Origin of the sequence: Halomonas sp. 113, assembly GCF_904067645.1 — a bacterium.
GTDB classification, from domain to species: Bacteria; Pseudomonadota; Gammaproteobacteria; order Pseudomonadales; family Halomonadaceae; genus Vreelandella; species Vreelandella titanicae.
Genome location: NZ_LR881453.1, coordinates 3,979,495 through 3,998,553, shown reverse-complemented (window position 1 = coordinate 3,998,553; position 19,059 = coordinate 3,979,495). Strand labels below are relative to the sequence as shown.

The 19,059-nt window shown below is 56.3% G+C and carries 20 protein-coding genes; 10 read left to right on the top strand and 10 right to left on the bottom strand.

The annotated features are described in order from the left end of the window. The first annotated feature begins 54 nt into the window (after positions 1 to 54). Positions 55 to 1,104, top strand: coding sequence for a nickel/cobalt transporter (locus YERSI8AC_RS18920; RefSeq protein WP_009287464.1), 1,050 nt, complete (start codon positions 55 to 57; stop codon positions 1,102 to 1,104). Between the two features lie 7 nt (positions 1,105 to 1,111). Here the strand turns inward: YERSI8AC_RS18920 and YERSI8AC_RS18915 are convergent, their stop codons facing one another. Then, positions 1,112 to 1,531, bottom strand: a complete 420-nt coding sequence (locus tag YERSI8AC_RS18915) for an HIT domain-containing protein (RefSeq protein WP_027958625.1) — start codon at positions 1,529 to 1,531, stop codon at positions 1,112 to 1,114. Positions 1,532 to 1,705: 174 nt separating this feature from the next. On the opposite strand from YERSI8AC_RS18915, the gene YERSI8AC_RS18910 reads away from it, so the two are divergent. Both YERSI8AC_RS18910 and YERSI8AC_RS18905 read left to right on the top strand, forming a co-directional pair. Continuing rightward, the gene (locus tag YERSI8AC_RS18910) at positions 1,706 to 1,837 is read left to right on the top strand and encodes an entericidin A/B family lipoprotein (protein WP_053856985.1); all 132 of its coding nucleotides are present in this window, start codon (positions 1,706 to 1,708) and stop codon (positions 1,835 to 1,837) included. 99 nt (positions 1,838 to 1,936) lie between these two features. Beyond that, positions 1,937 to 2,308: an I78 family peptidase inhibitor gene (locus tag YERSI8AC_RS18905; RefSeq protein WP_159177306.1), complete on the top strand. Its 372-nt coding sequence runs from the start codon at positions 1,937 to 1,939 to the stop codon at positions 2,306 to 2,308. 7 nt (positions 2,309 to 2,315) lie between these two features. Here YERSI8AC_RS18905 and YERSI8AC_RS18900 read toward each other — a convergent pair whose 3' ends face one another. Beyond that, positions 2,316 to 2,921, bottom strand: coding sequence for a LysE family translocator (locus tag YERSI8AC_RS18900; protein ID WP_022522075.1), 606 nt, complete (start codon positions 2,919 to 2,921; stop codon positions 2,316 to 2,318). Positions 2,922 to 3,018: 97 nt separating this feature from the next. Between YERSI8AC_RS18900 and YERSI8AC_RS18895 the strand changes: the two genes are divergently transcribed. After that, the gene (locus YERSI8AC_RS18895; RefSeq protein WP_009287462.1) at positions 3,019 to 4,413 is read left to right on the top strand and encodes an aminotransferase-like domain-containing protein; all 1,395 of its coding nucleotides are present in this window, start codon (positions 3,019 to 3,021) and stop codon (positions 4,411 to 4,413) included. Position 4,414: 1 nt separating this feature from the next. On the opposite strand, the gene YERSI8AC_RS18890 is transcribed toward YERSI8AC_RS18895, so the two are convergent. From YERSI8AC_RS18890 to YERSI8AC_RS18860, 7 genes are all read right to left on the bottom strand, one after another. Further along, positions 4,415 to 5,419 carry a hypothetical protein gene (locus tag YERSI8AC_RS18890; RefSeq protein ID WP_009287461.1) on the bottom strand — a complete coding sequence of 335 codons (1,005 nt, stop codon included), beginning with the start codon at positions 5,417 to 5,419 and terminating at the stop codon, positions 4,415 to 4,417. 23 nt (positions 5,420 to 5,442) lie between these two features. Next, positions 5,443 to 5,970 carry an acyl-CoA thioesterase gene (locus YERSI8AC_RS18885; RefSeq protein WP_009287460.1) on the bottom strand — a complete coding sequence of 176 codons (528 nt, stop codon included), beginning with the start codon at positions 5,968 to 5,970 and terminating at the stop codon, positions 5,443 to 5,445. Between the two features lie 91 nt (positions 5,971 to 6,061). Continuing rightward, positions 6,062 to 7,372 carry a short-chain fatty acid transporter gene (locus YERSI8AC_RS18880; protein WP_022522076.1) on the bottom strand — a complete coding sequence of 437 codons (1,311 nt, stop codon included), beginning with the start codon at positions 7,370 to 7,372 and terminating at the stop codon, positions 6,062 to 6,064. A 158-nt stretch (positions 7,373 to 7,530) separates the two neighbouring features. After that, positions 7,531 to 8,829, bottom strand: coding sequence for an MATE family efflux transporter (locus YERSI8AC_RS18875; RefSeq protein ID WP_022522077.1), 1,299 nt, complete (start codon positions 8,827 to 8,829; stop codon positions 7,531 to 7,533). 5 nt (positions 8,830 to 8,834) lie between these two features. After that, positions 8,835 to 9,083, bottom strand: coding sequence for a YfhL family 4Fe-4S dicluster ferredoxin (locus YERSI8AC_RS18870; protein WP_008957577.1), 249 nt, complete (start codon positions 9,081 to 9,083; stop codon positions 8,835 to 8,837). Between the two features lie 76 nt (positions 9,084 to 9,159). Beyond that, entirely contained in the window at positions 9,160 to 9,654 is a 495-nt protein-coding gene (gene coaD, locus YERSI8AC_RS18865; protein ID WP_022522078.1) for a pantetheine-phosphate adenylyltransferase, read from the bottom strand. After that, positions 9,651 to 11,534, bottom strand: coding sequence for a beta-ketoacyl synthase (locus YERSI8AC_RS18860; RefSeq protein ID WP_053857192.1), 1,884 nt, complete (start codon positions 11,532 to 11,534; stop codon positions 9,651 to 9,653). Before YERSI8AC_RS18860 ends, coaD begins: the two co-directional genes overlap by 4 nt. Positions 11,535 to 11,755: 221 nt before the next feature. Between YERSI8AC_RS18860 and trmB the strand changes: the two genes are divergently transcribed. Genes trmB through YERSI8AC_RS18830 form a run of 6 tightly spaced genes read left to right on the top strand, consistent with a single transcriptional unit; the run spans position 11,756 to position 18,610 of the window. After that, entirely contained in the window at positions 11,756 to 12,421 is a 666-nt protein-coding gene (trmB, locus tag YERSI8AC_RS18855) for a tRNA (guanine(46)-N(7))-methyltransferase TrmB (RefSeq protein ID WP_022522080.1), read from the top strand. Beyond that, complete coding sequence (locus tag YERSI8AC_RS18850; protein WP_022522081.1) at positions 12,418 to 12,747, top strand: DMT family transporter; 330 nt, start codon at positions 12,418 to 12,420, stop codon at positions 12,745 to 12,747. The genes trmB and YERSI8AC_RS18850 overlap by 4 nt, the downstream gene beginning before the upstream one ends. Before the next feature lie 9 nt (positions 12,748 to 12,756). Continuing rightward, positions 12,757 to 14,232 (top strand): D-alanyl-D-alanine carboxypeptidase/D-alanyl-D-alanine endopeptidase, encoded by a 1,476-nt coding sequence (gene dacB, locus YERSI8AC_RS18845; RefSeq protein ID WP_138799852.1) that lies wholly within the window; start codon positions 12,757 to 12,759, stop codon positions 14,230 to 14,232. Positions 14,233 to 14,266: 34 nt separating this feature from the next. Next, complete coding sequence (locus YERSI8AC_RS18840) at positions 14,267 to 14,638, top strand: diacylglycerol kinase (protein ID WP_022522083.1); 372 nt, start codon at positions 14,267 to 14,269, stop codon at positions 14,636 to 14,638. A 49-nt stretch (positions 14,639 to 14,687) separates the two neighbouring features. Next, the gene (glnE, locus tag YERSI8AC_RS18835) at positions 14,688 to 17,660 is read left to right on the top strand and encodes a bifunctional [glutamate--ammonia ligase]-adenylyl-L-tyrosine phosphorylase/[glutamate--ammonia-ligase] adenylyltransferase (RefSeq protein ID WP_159177305.1); all 2,973 of its coding nucleotides are present in this window, start codon (positions 14,688 to 14,690) and stop codon (positions 17,658 to 17,660) included. A gap of 56 nt (positions 17,661 to 17,716) precedes the next feature. Then, a complete protein-coding gene (locus YERSI8AC_RS18830; RefSeq protein ID WP_022522084.1) occupies positions 17,717 to 18,610 on the top strand; it encodes an AEC family transporter in 894 nt (297 codons plus the stop codon). A gap of 62 nt (positions 18,611 to 18,672) precedes the next feature. Here YERSI8AC_RS18830 and YERSI8AC_RS18825 read toward each other — a convergent pair whose 3' ends face one another. Continuing rightward, positions 18,673 to 19,056 carry a hypothetical protein gene (locus YERSI8AC_RS18825; RefSeq protein ID WP_022522085.1) on the bottom strand — a complete coding sequence of 128 codons (384 nt, stop codon included), beginning with the start codon at positions 19,054 to 19,056 and terminating at the stop codon, positions 18,673 to 18,675. Positions 19,057 to 19,059 lie beyond the last annotated feature (3 nt).

Below are 19,059 nucleotides of genomic sequence, written 5' to 3'. Positions count from 1 at the left end.
GTGCTATTTTATGGCCTTGTTACTTTATAACAGCTTTTTCGGTGGAGCGGTTAAATGTTTTTAACACGGCCCTTTACACGTCAATTAGGGTTAATGCTGGGTCTGCTGCTAGCCGCAGCAGTGCTCATCATCGTTTGGCAAGGCGGGTTTCAGAGCGTGAGCTATCAGCTACTTGGTTGGCAGCGTGATCTGCACCGTTCGCTAACGCTGGCGATTACCGAACTGTCGCGCACCCCCACCATGGCGACCTGGGTGAGCCTGCTAGGCATTAGCTTCGCTTATGGCGTCTTTCATGCCGCCGGGCCGGGGCACGGTAAAGCCGTCTTGGCGACCTACTTAGCCTCCCACGGCGGTGCGGTAAAGCGCGCCTTGGGGCTCTCTTTTGCTGCCTCCTTACTGCAAGGCGTGACCGCCATTGCGCTGGTCGTTGTGCTGGTTTACGGCCTAGGCTGGATAACCCGGCAGGCCATGGGTAGCGTTGCCTGGGTAGAGCAGGCTAGTTTTCTGCTGGTGGCGGCGTTAGGGGCGTGGCTATGCTGGCGGGCCGTCAAGCAGTTGCGGCGAGCCTATCAGCCGGAGCGAGCGGCTCATTCGCACAGCCCAGGCCATGAACATAATCAAGACCATGAACATAATCCAAACCACGAACATAGCCATGGTCATGACCACAGCCACTGTTGCGGTGGTGCTCACCATATTGAACCGCATCAGGCGTTAGATTGGCGTACGGCGATGATGACGGTCGGCGCCATTGGTATGCGTCCCTGTAGTGGGGCGGTATTAATGCTGGGGGCAGCCAGCTTGCTGGGTCAGTTTGAGGTGGGGGTAGCATCGGTAGTGGCCATGTCGATCGGCACTGGGATAACCGTATCAGCGCTTGCCCTGGCGAGCATTTTTGCCCGTGGCTGGGCGCAGCGGCGCTTATCCAAGCAGCAGTACAGCCAGCGCAGCGTACAAAAAGCCACCGGCTGGGTGGCCTTGGCCGGTGGTGCGCTGATAGTAGTAATAGGGATTTCGCTTAGTGTTGCGGGCGTCGCACAGCCTGCCAGTGGGCCGCTCCTCAATGAGCCACCTGCTCGTCAAGGCCACCCATTAACGGGGTAAAAGTCGTCTATATATCAAGCCCGTCGATAAGTGCCAGTAACTGATCCCGTAACTGCGCCTGGCCATCCAGGTCGTAGGGTTCGGGGCTGCCATTGCCCCATACCGGTGCCGGCCAGGTCGCATCGCTGTGCCGTCTAAGCACAACGTGTACATGCAGTTGGCTAACCACATTGCCTAGCGAGGCAATATTGATTTTGTCCCCCTCAAGCGCTGTTTTCATTGCTTCACCTAGCTGAGTGGCTTCCCGCCACAGCTGCTGCTGGTCGTCAGCAGGAAGCTCAAATACTTCGCTAATAGAGGCGTGGCGCGGTACTAGAATCACCCAGGGATAGCGTGCGTCATTCATTAATAGCACGCGGCTTAGCGGAAGGTCTGCGATGGGGAAGGTGTCGGCGGCAAGGCGTTCATCCAGCTCGAATTTGATCAAAGGATAGGCTCCGGGCAAGGGTTTAGGTAATTGCTAGTATAGTCGCCGCAAAGCGACGTAGGGAAAGCGAGCGCGATTGCCAAAACGCTGTTACCCTAAAAAAACTCCCAAGTGGCAAATTACGCTGCCAGTGGAGTTTCCCGATGTTGAATGATTCGTTAAGGAGAACGGAAAATGAAAAAATTATTAGCCATGAGCTTTATGCTGCTGATAACAGCGGGCGTTTTAACGGGTTGCAATACTATTGCTGGCGCTGGCCAGGATGTTGAAGAGGGTGGTCAAGCTGTCCAGGATGCAGCAAGCTAAGGTTGCATGAAAGATGGTAGCATCCCACGGGCTAGGCTAACGCCTGGCCCGTGGGGTTTTATAGCCTATCCCCATAACTTACTTTTTGGAGATTCAAGGATGAAATCCTGTACTTCTTTGGCTAAGTTTGCCGCTGTTAACGCCTGTGCGCTGCTGTTAACAGCCTGTGTTAATTCGCAAATGCCGATTTCCCCTGCCAACGATGACGTAGACGCAGCGCCACCGCCGCCAACGGTAGGGGCGAATGGCGCCAGTGATGAGTACGCCGCCACCTGTGATTTAGACGCGATTCAATCGGCTATCGGTGAGCCTTTCGATGAGGCTAACGCTGCACAGTTACAAAGCGATAGCGGTGCGCGACAAGTGCGTGTACTTCGCCCTGGTGATATGGCCACCATGGATCACCGCCCGGATCGTTTGAATGTGCATCTTGACGATCAGGATATGATTGAAGATCTGCGCTGTGGCTAACGTTTTGTCACCTTAAAATCAGCACAACGCAGGCGGCGGTCAATAATCCCATGGTGATATTGAACCCCCGCCATGCGCCGTCGCTTTTGATCCACTGCCCAATAGCTGTGCCAAAAGCCGCCCATAAGGCAATGCAGGGCAGAGCCACCATCTCCGCAAAACCTGCCAGTAGCAGCGCATTAAATACCGGTTGGCCGCTTTCGGGTAGAAAACCCGCCATCAGTGCCAGCCCCATTACCCACGCTTTTGGATTGGCGAACTGAAACGCCGCTGCCTGCCAAAACGTGAAGGGTACGCTATGGGTCTGCGCCTTAAGATTGGGCGGCGGGGCGCTGGCAATTTTCCAAGCCAAATAGAGCAAATACGCGCTGCCTATCCAGCGCAGTGCTGTTTGAATCGCCGGGTAGCGTTCAAACAGCACGCCCAAGCCCAGTGCTATACCTGCAAACAACAAAAAGCAGCCGCCTAAAATCCCCCACATATGCGGCAGCGTACGCCTAAAGCCGAAGTTAGCGCCAGAGGCGGTAAGCATAACGTTATTCGGCCCTGGGGTAAGCGTCATCGACATCATATAGAGCGCGGCCGGACCGAGGATTACCCATTCGCTATTCATTTATTGTATCCATACAATTTGGTGATAAGGATTGTTTTGTTGCCGCTTTTGCTAGCATAATGGGGTTTAAATTGACGTCAAAGGTTTTATTGTCACCATGACAATGTGGGTGCCTTCGCTAGCTGAATTTTCTGGTTCACGCTACCGCGCTATTGCCAGTGCCATTGAAGCCGCTATCCAGGCGGGAACACTACTGCCAGGGGAGCGATTGCCGCCCCAGCGCCGCTTGGCGGATGCGCTAGGTGTGACCATTGGCACGGTAACCCGGGGATACGCTGAGGCTGAACGCAATGGCTGGGTGTCGGCACGGGTGGGTAGCGGCACCTATGTGAAGAGCCAAGACCAAAACAATGCTTTTAGCCTGACGTTTCCCGCTGACGAAACGGCCGGTGTGATCGATTTAAGCCTTAGCCTGCCACCGCCCCACCCGTTGCGGCAGACGCTGTTGAGCGAAGCGCTGGTCGCTTTAAGTCAATCCGGGGCAGCATTAGCGCGTGGTGTAACTTACCAACAGGCCCAGGGGCGTCATGAGCATCGTGAAGTACTCGCTCGCTGGTTAAATACTTTGGGTATGCCGCTGATGGCCGATGAGCTGCTCATTACCCAGGGTGGGCAGCATGGCCTTAGTTTGGCGCTCAGCACCTTGCTAAGGCCGGGCGAGCTGTTGGCCGCTGATGCCTTGACCTATCCCGGTGCCATCAGCGCTGCGCAGCAGGGGCATCTAAAGTTGGTAGGCATTGGTCAAGACAGTGAAGGGATGCGCATGGATCTGCTTGAGGCGCAGTGTGCCCGGCAGCCACCTAGAGCGATTTATCTAACGCCGGAACAGAACAACCCCACCGGCGCGTGTTTAAGCGAATCGCGCCGCGAGCGACTGGTAACGTTGGCACGGCGCTACGATATCTGGCTGATTGAAGATGGCGTGCAGTATCTACCCGCTGAGCAGCGCGGTACACCCCTTTACAGGCTTGCGCCGGAGCGCACGCTGTTTGTGTTTAGTACCGCTAAAGTGCTGGCGGGTGGGCTACGAATTGGCGTACTGCGTGCGCCTAAAAGCTTGCACGAGCGGTTAGCGACAGGCCTTCGCGCTCAGAGTTGGATGGTGCCACCGCTAATGGTCGATGTGGTTTGCCATTGGATTAATCAGCCCGCGGCGGAAAAATTACTTACCTGGCAAACTCAGGAGCTCGCGGAGCGTCAGCAGTTGGCTGCCGAATGGCTAAAAGATTTTTCCTTAAGCGGGCGTTCGCACAGCAGCAATGTATGGCTTGCGCTGCCAGAGGGGAGCCGGGCCGTAGAGCTGTGTGAACGGCTACTGCAGCGGGGCGTTAAGGTCAGCAGCGCAGAGCCCTTTTGTGTCGGGAGCACGCCAGCGCCCCAAGCGATTCGGCTATGTGTTGGGGCCGCGGCGGATCGCAGTGAACTGATTCAGGCATTGAGTATCGTCGCCGCCTGTTTAACCGAGCGCCCATTAGCCCCTGTCACTTTGTGAATTACTCGTAGCGGTCTTTCCAGCCCTGGTGGCGCACCTGGTCTTTAAGCATTTCGAGGACGTCGTACAGCACCTGCTCGGTGACCCGATTGCTGCCTTCGTCAACCGTCAGCCAGGTGTCGAAGCCGCTGTCGGCGGTGCGCTCCACTAACTGCCTAAACTCATCCGAATGAATGCCTAGCAGCAGCTCATCGACTAGCCGTTGAGCAACGCCGCTGAGTGATGCTTCCATCGCGCTGGTGGCCTGCTGCCCCATGGGCAGGCGGTTAAGGCGCTGAATCTCGGGGCTTTCCCGTAGCGTGCGGCTAACTAAATCACTGATTGCCGCCATAATGGATTGGCGGTTGTGCTGGTAGGCTTTGCCGATAGTGCTCTCCAGCCGCTGAGCGATCTCATGAATCAGCTGAGCTTTGCGGGGCATGATCACACGTTCAATCACGCGCTCGGTCAGCGAATCGCTGGCGCGTATCTGCTGCTGTACATTGCCCAATAGACGCAGGGCGATGCGGTCGGAAAGCTCCTCAAGCAGAATGTCGTAATACTTGGCCACAAATTGATAGATGTACCAGTGGGTAACATCAATAAGGCCGAGGCGATGCAGCCGATTGATTAACGATACAACGCGTAAAATACGCAGTAGTCGGAAGCCCGCGAGGGGAATGCAGCCCAGCACATCGTACCAGTGCACGAAGGGGTAGAAAAACCAGCGGTGGTAGCGCCGCTCGGCAATCGCGATTGACCAGCCCAGCAGTACGTCGGCGATAAAAAAGCTGACAAATACCAGGTCGATGGTGATAAAACGGCTATGAATCACGTCATCGTAGAAGGTGTGAAAACCGGGGGCGAGGTTGGCGATGCCCTGGTTAATAGGGTCAAGCAGAAACAGCGAATCAAACAGCAGTAGCGATAGATTAATCACCACTAGCGTCAGAATAAAAAAATCCCAACCAATATGGGCGTATTCAACCGCTTTAGGCAGGTGTGGATAGCGTTCCCTGGCGGGCATACGAACTCCTTGTCGTTGGGTCTTTAATGGGCCTGGGACTGGTAATGCTGCTGGGTCAGCAGTTCCTCTTTTTCTGCCTGTTTGCGTAATTTTTTGCGCAGTGCCGCCTTTTCAAAACGCAGTTCCTGGAGCGGTGTGGCCAACTTGAGCGGCGGTACGCTAGCGGGTTTACCATCAGCGTCCACTGCTACCATGGTGAGGTAGCAACTGTTGGTATGACGGATCAGCTTATTACGAATATCTTCAGCCACGACCTTGATGCCCACTTCCATCGACGAGCGACCAACATGATTAACGCTGGCTAGAAAGGTGACCAGCTCACCGACATGAATCGGCTGCTTAAACAACACCTGATCCACTGACAGCGTCACCACATAGTGGCCCGAATAGCGGCTGGCGCAAGCAAAAGCGACTTCATCGAGCTTTTTAAGAATTGCACCACCATGGACTTTGCCGCTGAAATTCGCCATATCGGGCGTCATCAATACGGTCATGGAGAGTTCATGCTGCCCAGGCAGGGCAGCGTTAGCGCTGATTTCGGCGTCTGTCATTCGGTGCTCCTGCTCCTACGTGAGACCAATAACGGCTGCCCGTTACTCATATGCTGGGCAAACTGAGCGACGGGCAGTCATTGGCGGTTGTTTAAAACCATACCAGACCGACGGAAATAATAATGCCGGTGATAAAAAGCTGAATCAGGCAGAAGCCCATAATATCTTTCGCCTTTAGGCCCGCAATGGCGAGCACCGGGAGTGCCCAGAAGGGCTGTAGCAGGTTAGTCCAGGCATCGCCCCAAGCCACCGCCATGGCAACCCGCGGAATATCAGCTCCTAAGGCCTGAGCAGCCGGTAGCATCACCGGTGCCTGAACTGCCCACTGGCCGCCGCCGGAAGGGACGAATAGGTTGACAATACCCGCGCTGATAAACGACCAGAACGGCAGTGTATTGGTGGTGGCAAAGGAGACCAGCCACTCGGACATGCTCTCTGCTAGCCCGGACTGCACCATAATGGCCATGATGCCAGCGTAAAATGGGAATTGGATGACAATCCCAGCGCCGCCTTTAATAGCTTCGTGCAGGCTATTGAGCAGATTACGCGGCGTGCGGTGCAACACAATGGCTAGGAACAGAAACATAAAGTTAACGACGTTAAGGTTTAAGCCACCACCCCTTAGCAGGAAGTGATCAAGCAAGAACAGCAGCCCCGGCACACCGACCAGCAGGGCGAGGGTAAAGCTATTTTCCAGGCGTTCAGCAGGACGAGTAATGCGGCCAACCGGCTCTGGCTCTTCATTCAGAACATTTGGGTCGACATAGACACTATCCTTCTCATCCGGCAGCATCATGCGGTTTACCAGTGGGATGGCAATAAATAGGCAGGCCACAATAGCGAGGTTGAAGAAGGCGAAAATCGTAGAGCCGGTACCAATCACTCCAATTTGATCGGCGGAAAAATGCCCTTCGGTAGCGATGGTTAGCGGTATTGAGCCTGCCAAACCGCCGTGCCACACCACAAAGCCTGAGTAAGCACTGGCCACTAATAGCCGATAGTCAACGCGGATCAGCCGAGCCAGCTCTTTGGCAAATAGCGCGCCGACCACAAGGCCAAACCCCCAGTTAATCCAGCTGGCCGCCAATGAGACCAGCGTCACTAGGATGATTGCACCGCCAGGGGATTTAGCAGTACCGGCTATTTTCTGCAGAATGCGTTTTACTGGCGGTGAGCTTGCCAGCATAAAACCGGTGACCAGCACCAGCAGCATCTGCATAGAGAACGTCAGCAAGCCCCAGAAGCCATCACCCCAGAAGCGCAGTACTGCCAGCGGTGTTTGCCGCTCAATGGCGATTGCGGCGGCCGAGGCAATTAACGTCAGCAATAGTACGAAAATATACGGGTCGGGGAGATAGCGCTCCACCAGCTTTACCGCCGGTTTTGAGATCATTTTAAGCATGGGATGCTCTCTTTATTCATTATTAGGAAGTGGCTAAGCAAGGTCTTGGAAGTGTAACGGCATAGCTAATATACGGGTGAGTACGGAAATTTTCACGTTGAAGCTGCCCGCTTAATCTTACGTTAGCGTAGTTGAGGTTAATTGCGCCTGTTTTAACGCTAATGGTTTAACCGGTAGGGGCGATGGTAGTGAAAATAGTAGTAGACGATCAGCACCGCCGAGCGCACTAGCGTGAACAGCATAAACGCCAGCCAGAGCCCATGATTGCCCAATCCCTGGGTTAACCACCAAATGGGCAGGTAGGCGGCTAGGCCAATAAAGATACTGTTACGCATTTCACGTACCGCAGTGGTGCCAATAAACACCCCATCAAGGAGGTAGCTCCATACCGCAATCAGCGGCATGACGACCATCCAGGGCAAGTACTGCGCCGCAGTTGCACGCACCTCTTCAAGGCCGGTGAGCAGCGCTATGAGCGCATTGCCGCCCAGCGCGAACAGCAGGGCGGCAGCGCCAGCCGTCCATAATGAAAATCGCGCGGCGGCGCGCACAGTGGCGGCAAATTCCTGCCAATCCTGACGGCCATAGGCGCGCCCAATCAGTGATTCGGCAGCGTGGGCAAAGCCGTCCAGGGCGTAGCTGGTGAGCATGATAAATTGTAGCAGCACAGCGTTGGCAGCAAGCACTGTGTCGCCCTGGCGAGCGCCTTGAGCGGTAAAGAACGCCATGGCAAACAGCAGGCCGAGGGTGCGCACAAATAGGTTGGCGTTGACGTTAAACAGGGCTGTGTAAGCTGCGAGTGCCAGCAGACGCTCGCGCAAAAAATGGCCATCCAGTCGGGTTAGCTGGCGAAGCACCAGGTAGCTGCCAAACGCTAGGGCACTGTAGTCAGCGATTACGCTCGCCCAGGCCACGCCGTTGCTGGTCATTCCCAGACCCACCACAAACCATAAATCCAGCACGATATTAACGCTGTTGGTGAGCAGTAGAATCATTAGCGTAACGCGGGAGTTCTGTTGGCCCAAAAACCAGCCCAGAATGGCGTAGTTGGCGAGCACCGCCGGTGCAGACCAGAGGCGTATATGGGCGTACTCGCGGGCTAAATCGGTCGCTACTTCACTACCATCTAAGAGCCATAAACCGAGCGTAATCAGCGGCGAGGCAAACACAATCAGCAGGCTACCAATCACCAGCGCCATGATCAGCGACTGCCCCAGCAGGTTGCGCACGTCTGTATCGCTCTCGCGCCCCATGGCTTGGGCGACTAGCCCCGTAGTACCCATGCGCAAAAAGCCAAACCCCCAATAGAGGAAGCTAAACAGTGTGGCGCCGAGGGTAACGCCGGCTAAGTAGCGGGAGTCGGGCAAGTGCCCGACAACAGCGGTATCCACCAACCCGAGCAGTGGGACGGTGATATTGGAGAGGATGATTGGCCAAGCAAGGGCCCAAATCCGCATTGGGTTTAGGCGGCAGTGATGATGCGGTACTTCTTCATCAACTGTTCTTGGCTTTCGTGGCGTTCAGGGTCAAGTGGAATGCAGTCCACCGGGCAGACCTGTTGGCATTGAGGTTCGTCATAGTGACCCACGCACTCGGTGCATAGGTTAGGGTCAATGACGTAGATCTCCTCACCGGGGGAGATCGCATCATTGGGGCATTCGGGCTCGCAGACGTCGCAGTTAATGCACTCGTCGGTAATCATCAGGGCCATGGGCATACCTCGCAGATGGCATTAACACCCAGGTAGCGTATAGATACCTGAGTGTTTTACTCAACAATGGCGTTGGTTAGCTAGTGTAGTGGTTACGCAGCGCTTCGGCGACCTGAGGATGCACCAGGGGGGAAATATCGCCGCCAAGCTTGGCAATTTCGCGCACGATGGTTGAAGAGATATACGAATTTTCTACCGCGGGGGTTAAAAACACGCTCTCCAGCTCCGGGTTTTGTGCGCGGTTCATATTGGCCAACTGCAGCTCGTACTCAAAGTCAGAGACCGCGCGCAGGCCGCGCAGAATGATTGTCGCACCCTGTTCGTGCATCATGGTTGTGAGCAGGGTCGAGAAGCCGATCACCTCAACGTTGGGCAGCGGCGCGCAGACCGCTTTCACTAAGCTCATGCGCGTTTCCAAGTCGAGGTGGGGGCTTTTGCCAGGGCTTGCCGCCACCGCGATGACCACTTTGTCGAACATCCGTGCGCCGCGCTCGATCAGGTCAAAATGGCCATTGGTGATAGGGTCGAAGGTGCCGGGGTAGACGGCGATATTCAGTTTGCGCGTGGTCATTCCTCGCTCTCCTCGTCCAGGCAGCCAAACGGGTTATCGCTGGTTAAGGAGACGGCGTGGTCGTAACCGGGGATATGAATCCGGTCAGCGTGAATATCCAGCTCTGGGCCCTCCAGCACCGCTTCACCAAACTGATAGCGTGGAGCGTAGTGGCCACGGTCTGCCTGGGCCAAGTAGGCCGCTGCCGCTTCGCGGGTGGTTTCGCGACGGGTTTTCCAGGCGTTCACCGCCGCCGCGCCGTGGCGCTGCGTCAGCAGGCGTTCGGTCACCGCAGGTGAAAGCACCACGCCGGTGGCGTTGTTGCCGCCGAAGCCCTTGGCGTTAATAAAAGCAGCGTCCGCGCGAAAAGTTTGTGCCGTTTGAGAAAAGCGCAGCCGCTCAGCATAGACATCGTCAGCCACCGTATCCAGCGTGGGAATGCCCGGCAGCAAGTCGTGGGCAAAACTACCCAGTGCGCTCGCCAACTGGTCGCCCGCCGCGGAGCCTTGTGAGTGGCCAATAAAGGCTTTAATCGCCACTACGGGCCAGTCGCTAATGCCGTTGGCGCGGGCAATTTCGTCGAACACATGGGATTCGGTAATGCGGTTTTTGGGTGTGCTGGTGCCGTGAGCGTGCAAAAAGCTGCGCTCTTTAAGGGATTTTTCTCCCAGCATATCGCGCACCAACGCAGTCGCTTTGCCGAGGGTGATGTAGTTGCCGATGCCCGGCGCCGAAATCGAGCGCTTGTAGCCATCGGCATTAACGAACACATCAGGCACCGCTCCGAGAATATCCGCGCCGACTTCCAACGCTAGGGCATCGTCCATCAGCAGCACGAACTGGCTGGCTTCCGCCATGGTAAAGCCACAGTTGCGCGCAAACGGACGGCAGGCGCGCTGATAATCGCTGTCGGTGAGCAGCTCCAGAGCATCCAGGGCTTTCAGACCAGCGTCGTCAGCTAGCGCACCCATGGCCCGGAAACCCTCGATGATTTCCGGGGTGATGGGAGCGTCTGCAGTACCCACCATCACAACACGACGGCGTCCGGCGCGAATGTCATCAATACCCAGGCGCAGGTTATAGAGAAAGCTGGCACAGGCGCCTAACGCTGCGCCTGTGCCACCTACGCTACCCAGTACATAGGCATTCAAAAAGTCGGCGGGCATCTGACCATAGCCCAGAGGCATTTGCTTGGAGGTGGCGCGTTGACCACTCACCAGGCTTTTCAGTAAGCCGCCCCAGCCTTGATCGTCTAGCTGTCCAATGGAGTTCCCGGCGTACACGGCAATATGATCCGGATTTAACTGTTGGCGCAGCGTCTCCCAAGAAAGACCGCTGGCGCCCAGGCAGTCGCTGGCACCAAATACCGCCAGCGATAGCCCGCGGGGGTGGTGCACGCTGCGGTAGAGGTTTGCGGGGTCAAAGCCGCTGGGTAGCTGGGCCGCCGCGCGTACCTTGGGTAACTGCGCGTCGGGAAGCAGTACCTCTAACACCCCTGCAGGTACGCTCACCTCTACCTCGCGGACATCAATGTCGCGCACCTGCCAATCCTCCGGCAGGTGTTCGGGTAACTGGCGGCGGCGCAGGGTAAAGCGTAGCGGCTCGGCCAACTGCATACTGGCTTGCCGGTTTGACGGCATGCCAGGGTCGAGAAAGCGAGGGTCTTCGTTGCGTCGGATCAGGGTGTGGTTCAGCACCTGATCGCGCAGCGACTGCGCTGGAGCCTCTACGGGCTGACCTTGACTATCGTGCCACCCCTCTTCGGAGTGCTCGACTAGACGCATAAGCGCGGCCAAGCCTTCCAGTGTCTGGCGTTGCTGGTCAGCAGGAAGGGCATCAAGCACGGTGCGGCGGAAGGCCTGATGGCCAGAGGTTCTGCCAGCGGGATTGATGCCGCCCATGCCGACAATCACCGGTAAGTGTGACAAGCCGGGTTCCTCGTGGTGCGGTGGTGGTAATAACAATTATCGGCAAAAGTACTCGGTATATGATGCCTAGTACCATGCGCTTAATAAGTACGCTAAGAAGCACGTTATGCGTGATCATAGCACCGGCTGAGCAACGGCGTCATGCCGCAAGCGTTCGAGACTGATAGAATCACGCTTTTCAGCCGAGTAATGGCATGCAGCATACTTCTCGACCAGTGGTTTCTAATCAGCCAGGCCCACATCAGGATCTCGCCCGACGAGTGAGCCGAGCGTTAACGCATCCGCTACGTAAACCAATCGCCGAACACACGCAGCGCAGTTTCGCCCTGGCGGCAGAGTGGTTCGTGGGCCGTCAGGCACCGTTGATACTCGATTCGGGCTGTGGCGTGGGGATATCGACCCGCCAACTGGCGGTGCAGTTCCCTGCCCATGCGGTAATCGGCGTGGATCGCAGCGAGGATCGTTTGGGGCGCGATCACGGCCAGTTGCCTGACAATGCGCTGCTGGTAAGAGCGGATCTGGTCGACTTTTGGCGCTTGGCCTATCAGGCTGGCTGGGCGCCAGAGTATCACTTTCTCCTTTATCCGAACCCTTACCCCAAGGCGGGGCACCTAAAAATGCGCTGGCATGGCCATGCGGTTTTACCCACACTGTTGGCGCTTGGCGGGTGTCTTGAGTTGCGCTCCAACTGGTTCCTCTACGTTGAAGAGTTTGCTTTGGCAGTGGCACAGGTAACCGGCAAACAGGCAGCGGTGACTGAAATTGCGCCTAAAGGGGACTATTTAACCCCTTTCGAAGCTAAGTATGCTCAGAGTGGTCAGGTTCTGTGGCGTTTATGCGTTGAGTTGGAGCGAACATGACGTTTGTCTATTTGGTGTTGGCGATTGTGGCCGAAGTGATCGCCACGAGCGCCTTAAAAGCCTCCATGGGCTTCACGCGCCCGCTACCCAGCGTGGTGGTGGTAGTGGGTTACGGGTTAGCTTTTTATTTGCTCAGCCTGGTGCTGCGCACGCTGCCGGTAGGGGTTGCCTATGCGATTTGGGCAGGCCTGGGCATTGTGCTGGTCACCTTGGTCGGCATAGTGGTATTCGGTGAAAAGCCTGATTTGCCGGCGGTGATAGGAATTAGTTTGATAGTAGCAGGCGTGGTAATGCTGCAAATGTTTTCAAAAATGAATGTGCATTGAGGAGCTGTAATGGGGTGTTTTTTTGCTGTTAAGCGCATGCAGCGCTGGTCGCTGGTGACAGGTGTAGCCACATTGGCGCTGTGTGCCAGCACCAGTCTGTTCGCCGATTTCAATCGCCTGGGCCAACTGCAGAGCAAAGGCTTTTCGATTAGTGCAGAAGCACGCCTTTTGGATGCTGATGCAGGCGCCAATGCGTTGTTGGGCAGCATCACCCCGGATCGCCAGCTGTCGCCCGCTTCAGTCACTAAAGCCTACTTGTCGGCGGCGGCGCTAAACCGTTTTGGCCCCCAGCACCGCTTTACCAGCCAACTGGTCAGCTCCGCTAGCATTGAAAATGGGGTGTTACGCGGTGACTTGGTGTTTGAGGGCGGCGGGGACCCGGGCCTAACCACTGAGAACCTTTGGCGTTTGGTGCAGCGTTTGCACTTAGCCGGGGTGCGTGAGGTAGAGGGGGCGTTGGTGGTCAGCCAGTGGCGCTTTGGGTCAGTGGACTGTATTACCACGGACCGCTGTAATGCCCTGACTCGGGTTGCCAATGCCTATAGCGCGCCGCTCTCCTCAGCTGGCGTTAACTTTGGTAGCTGGTGCGTTAATGTCGCACCAGCGACGAACGCGGGTGAGCCCGCCCAAGTGGGGCTATGCGATAGCCAGACGTCGCTGATCACCATTGATAACCAAGTAATCACCCGCCCCGCCAATAGCGGTACTGAGATTAGCGCTGAACGAATTACCGATGAGCGTGGCGACGTGATGCGCTTGACGGGGCAGATCTCCACCAATGCCACTGCACGCGATGTCTACCGTGGCGCAGGGGATGCCGCCGAAACAACCGCGCAAGTGCTAATGGGCATGTTGAACCAGGCGGGTATACAGGTGCGCGAACCGTGGCGCGTTAGCTCGTCTCAGCCGCCTAGCAGCGCCCAGCGTCTGGCGGCGGTGGACAGCCAGCCACTGCAAGAGCTATTGCTGCGCATCATGAACTACTCCAATAACTATATGGCCGATGTGCTGGCGCTGGATCTCGTCGAGACACCCCAGGCACAGCTACGCCAGGCGGGCCAGGCGATTGAAACTTACGCCCACAGCCTGCCCGGGCACGGGCCGTTAACATTGTATAGTGGTAGCGGACTGACCACTGAAAACCGCACATCGGCCCAGGGCGTTAACGTAATGCTGGAGGACATGTTTCGTCAAAGTAGCCTGTTTCCCAGCTTTGTGGCGGCCTTTCAGTCACCCGCTAACGGGGTAATGCGCTTCATTCGGCGAGGTTCCTCCACGTTTCAAAACAATGTCATGATCAAAACCGGCACGCTTAACCAACCTTTTGCAGTACGCGCCGCGGCGGGCTATTTTCGCACTGCGCAAGGGCGCTGGGGGGTGTTTAGTGTCATGGTCAATGGTAACGGCAGTACGCCTTATTTAAGCTGGACTGAAGTGCTGGATCCGTTGTCACAGGATCTAGAAGCAATGATGTTAGCGAATTGAACAAACTCTACGCTCACAAGGTGAGGCGATCTGCATGAAACCTGGGCATACCGGTTTAACACATTTGGTTCACTCCACGCGCTATTCGTGGAAAGGCCTGAAAGCGGCGTTCAGAAACGAGGCGGCTTTCCGTCAAGAGGTCGGCATTACGGTAGTACTGCTGCCGCTTGCCTGGTGGATCGGTGAAGGACCTATCAGTTGGCTACTGCTAGTGGGTAGTCTGTTTTTTGTACTGATAGTGGAGCTGCTTAATAGTGCGATTGAGAACGTGGTGGATCGGATTGGTACCGAGCACCATGAGCTTTCAGGGCGGGCCAAGGATATTGGTTCGGCGGCGGTGATGCTGTCGCTGATCATGGCCGGGCTTACCTGGGGGCTATTGGGCTGGGAAAAATTCTTTAGCTAAGCAGGTAATTGAAAGCGAACGTTTTTGACGCGCTGTCAGCGAGGTAGTTATGCAAGTGAACGACGATTTCTTACCGTTGTCGACGCTGCCAGCGTCGTTACATACTGCCACCCAATCCGCCTGGAAGCGGCTACGCGAGGCGCTTGCTCAAGCCGATAATGTCGCCGAGATTACCAAGCAGGAATTGCCTTCCAGTAATTGGCAAGGGCTTTCGGAGCAGCGTCGCGAGGCGCTTGCTAGAGTATTGACCATCTCGACCTTCGCGCTGGATACCTTGGTTCGCTACCCCCAGTGGTTGGCCGAGTTGGATATTGCCGGTGAGTTGGACGTAAACCCAGGTCGAGATGAGCTGGCTAGCTGGCTGAGTGAGTCACTTGAGAGTGCCGAAGACGAAGAGGCGATGCAGCGGGTAATCCGCCGTTTTCGTCGCAAGCGTATGCTGGGGATTATCTGGCGTGACCTTAACCGTGCCTCTGGCCATAGCATGTGGAGTACCGCCACGGCGGTGTCTGAGCTTGCCGAAATATGCTTGGAAGCGGCATTAACCTGGCTTGAACGTTTTTACGCGCCGCGTTGGGGCTTACCTGCCCCACGTAAAGACGGCACGCCCCAGCGTCTGGTGATTCTGGGTATGGGCAAACTAGGTGCTGGGGAGCTGAACCTCTCTTCCGATATCGATCTGATCTTTGCCTTCCCTGAAAAAGGTGAGACGCAAGGTGGGCGCAAACCGTTAGAGCACCAGGAATACTTTACCAAGCTGGGGCAAAAGCTGATTGCCGCCCTGGATGCCATGACCGCCGACGGCTTCGCCTTCCGTGTCGATATGCGCTTGCGGCCTTTGGGCGACGGTGGGCCGCTGGTGGGCTGTTTTGCCATGCTCTCTAGCTACTACCAGGATCAAGGCCGCGAATGGGAGCGTTACGCCATGCTCAAGGCGCGCCCGGTCGCGGGGGATCTGGACGCGGGCGATGAGCTGTTGGCCGGGCTGCGCCCCTTTGTGTATCGCAAATACCTGGATTTTGGCGCCATTGAGTCGCTGCGTGAACTGAAAGCGATGATCAACCGCGAAGTGAAGCGCAAAGGCATGCAGAGCAATATCAAACTTGGCTCCGGCGGCATTCGTGAGGTTGAGTTCGTCGTGCAGGCGTTCCAACTGATTCGCGGCGGCCGCGATACGGAGCTGCAGGTGACATCGCTAAAAACGGCGCTCAATCGTTTGCCCGAGCTGGGCCTGTTGCCGCAGGAAGTGGTCGATGAGCTGCTGCCTGATTATGCTTTTCTGCGCGATGTCGAACACGCTCTCCAAGCACTGGAAGACCGTCAGACACAGACCTTGCCCAGCGATGATGCTGATCGTGAACGGGTAGCCTTCGCCATGGGGCATGAAGATTGGCCGGGGTTGATAGCCCAGCTTGACGAAGTGCGCGAGCGGGTGCGCCAACACTTTGATGCCGTGATTGCCGACCCCGAAGAGGATGTCGATGAGGCCAACGATGATAGCCAGCTTGGCTTGGCTCAGTGGCGGCTTATTTGGCGCGGCGAGTTAGAAGTGCAGGAGGCCAGCGCGTACCTGGCCGAGGCGGGTTTTAACGAGCCAGAAAAAGCCTTGAAGCGGCTGCATAGCCTTTATCATTCTCGGCAAGTGCAAAGCATGCAGCGGATTGGCTTCGAGCGCTTGGATGCGTTAATGCCGCTGCTGTTGGATGCGGTGGCGGGCAATGAAGCACCGGATACCGCGCTTGAACGGGTACAGCCGCTGATTGAGGCCGTACTGCGGCGTACAGCTTACCTTGCGCTGCTGCGCGAAAACCCCCAGGCGCTCGAACACCTGATGCGCTTGTGCGCCGCGAGCCCCTGGATAGCTGAACAGCTGTCGCGTTATCCCATTCTGCTCGACGAGCTGCTGACGCCAGAAACGCTGTATACCCCCGCCGATAAAGCGCGCCTTGCCGATGAGCTGCGCCAAACGCTGAATCGTTTGCCAGAGGATGATGAAGAGGCCCAGCTAGAGGCATTGCGCGTTTTTAAACACGCTCAAACCCTGCACGTAGCGGCGTCGGATATCGTGGGTACTCGGCATCTAATGAAAGTAAGCGATTACTTAACCTATATCGCCGAAGTCATTCTCGATGCCGTGTTGGCGATGGCGTGGAAGCATATTACCCGCAAGCACGGTGTTCCTGAGGGGCTGAATGCCGGGGAAGCGGCTTTTCTGATCGTTGGTTACGGCAAACTGGGCGGCATTGAGCTGGGCTACAGCTCCGATTTAGATCTTGTTTTCCTTCACGATAGCGATGGTCAGGGCACAACTGTTGGTCCACGACCCATTGATACGCCAGTGTTTTTTACCCGTCTGGGACAGCGTATTATTCACCTGCTCACCGCGGTAACGCCCACCGGCACGCTGTATGAAGTGGATATGCGCCTGCGGCCTTCGGGTAATTCAGGACTATTGGTGACATCGCTTAAAGCCTTTGCCGAGTATCAGCGTCAGAATGCCTGGACCTGGGAGCACCAGGCATTGGTGCGCGCCCGGGTGGTGGCGGGTAGCGATTCGCTGGCCGAGAAATTCAGTCAGTTACGGGGCGATATTCTAGGTGGTGAGCGAGATAAAGCTGCACTGCGCGAAGAGGTGGTCAAGATGCGTCAGAAAATGCGCGACCATCTGGGCAGTAAAACCACCAGCAATACCTTTAACGTCAAACACGATGCGGGCGGTATGGTGGATATCGAGTTTCTCTGCCAATACGCGGTGTTAGCGCTTGCTCACCAAACGCCTGCGTTACTTACCTACAGCGATAATATCCGCATTCTAGAGAGCCTGACCGAGAGTGGGCACTTACCAGCTGAAGAGGCAGAGCGTCTTCGCGAGGCTTATCTGGCTTATCGCAGCGCTACGCACCGAGCGGCGCTCACCGGTCAGAAAGCACTCAGCGATGGTGAGGAATTCCGTGCGCATCGCGATATAGTCACCGCGCTCTGGCAGCGCTTTCTTGAACCTTCCACCGCCGATAACCGCTAGTCAGACGGTAACCAGGACGCAACAGTGATAACAAGGAATAGGGCTGGGCGGTCCGTATGATTGGACATATTCTGGCCACGCTATTGCCAGTATTTTTAATCGCTGGCTGTGGCGCAGCCTATGGGCGCTACCGTACACCGGATATTCGCAGTCTCAATACCCTCAACATGGAGCTGTTCGTTCCGCTATTGGTGTTCGCCGTGCTGGCTGACCGGCAAGCGCCGTTAGCTGAGTACGCCTGGCTGGCCACGGCAGCGATAGCAGTAGTGCTGGGGTCGGGGCTTGTACTTTGGCCGCTGGCAAAGTGGCTAAAGCTGGATAGCAAAATCTTCCTTCCGCCGATGATGTTCAACAATGCGGGCAATATGGGCGTACCGCTGCTGGTGTTGGCATTTGGTGCTGAGGCGCTTCCTGCGGCGGTGGTGGTGTTTATCGTTGAAATGCTGCTGCACTTTTCGGTGGGGCTTTACATGCTTAACCCGCGCACTTCGCTATGGCGAATGCTGCGCATGCCAATTGTACTCGCGAGTCTGGCGGGTTTAGCGGTGAATATCAGTGGCCTGCCGCTGCCTGGCTGGCTGCTGGAGGCGATGCATATGCTAGGCGGGGTATGTATTCCGCTAATGCTGTTTGCGTTAGGGGTGCGGCTCTTGGAGATCGACTTTAGCGATTGGCGTATGGGGATACTGGGGGCGGTGCTGTGTCCGATTTCCGGATTAGTAATTGCTTTGCCGTTGATGTGGCTACTGCCACTAAATGCGCTTCAGGCGGCGGTGCTGCTGGTATTTGCGGCACTGCCGCCTGCGGTGTTGAATTACTTGGTCGCAGAGCAGTATAAGCTGGCGCCACAAAAAGTGGCTTCGCTGGTGCTGATTGGTAACCTGGGCAGTCTGGTCGTTATGCCGCTGACCTTGGCCGCGGCATTTACCTGGGTTTACGCGCCGCTGTAACAAAGTATACGGCACTAGGTGGCGCGAAAAAGTGACTAACGGGTTAACGATCATCTTTAACTTCATCGATCATCTTTAACTTCATAGCTGCCTTCCAAGACATCCTGATGACCAGGACGGTTTTGCGCAGACGTATGCGGGGAAGCATGTCCGTGAGAATGCCCTTGAGAATATCCCCCACCTATATCCTGTGCCTGCTGGGCGCGCATCTGCTCCATACGCTTTTTCATTTTATGGCGCATAAACGGCATCATTGCCCAGCCAATCAGCAAGAAAAACAGGCCGAGTACCACGCCGACTATCATTAACGCGCCAAACGCCAGCCACGTGAGCAGCAGCTTCAAGCTGCCCGCCACTCCGGTGGGTTGAGTTTGCGCAGCACGGGCGCGCCATTGGTTAGCCGCTTGCCATGCAGCGTTGCGTTGGTCGCGATTCATCTGTGGCATGAG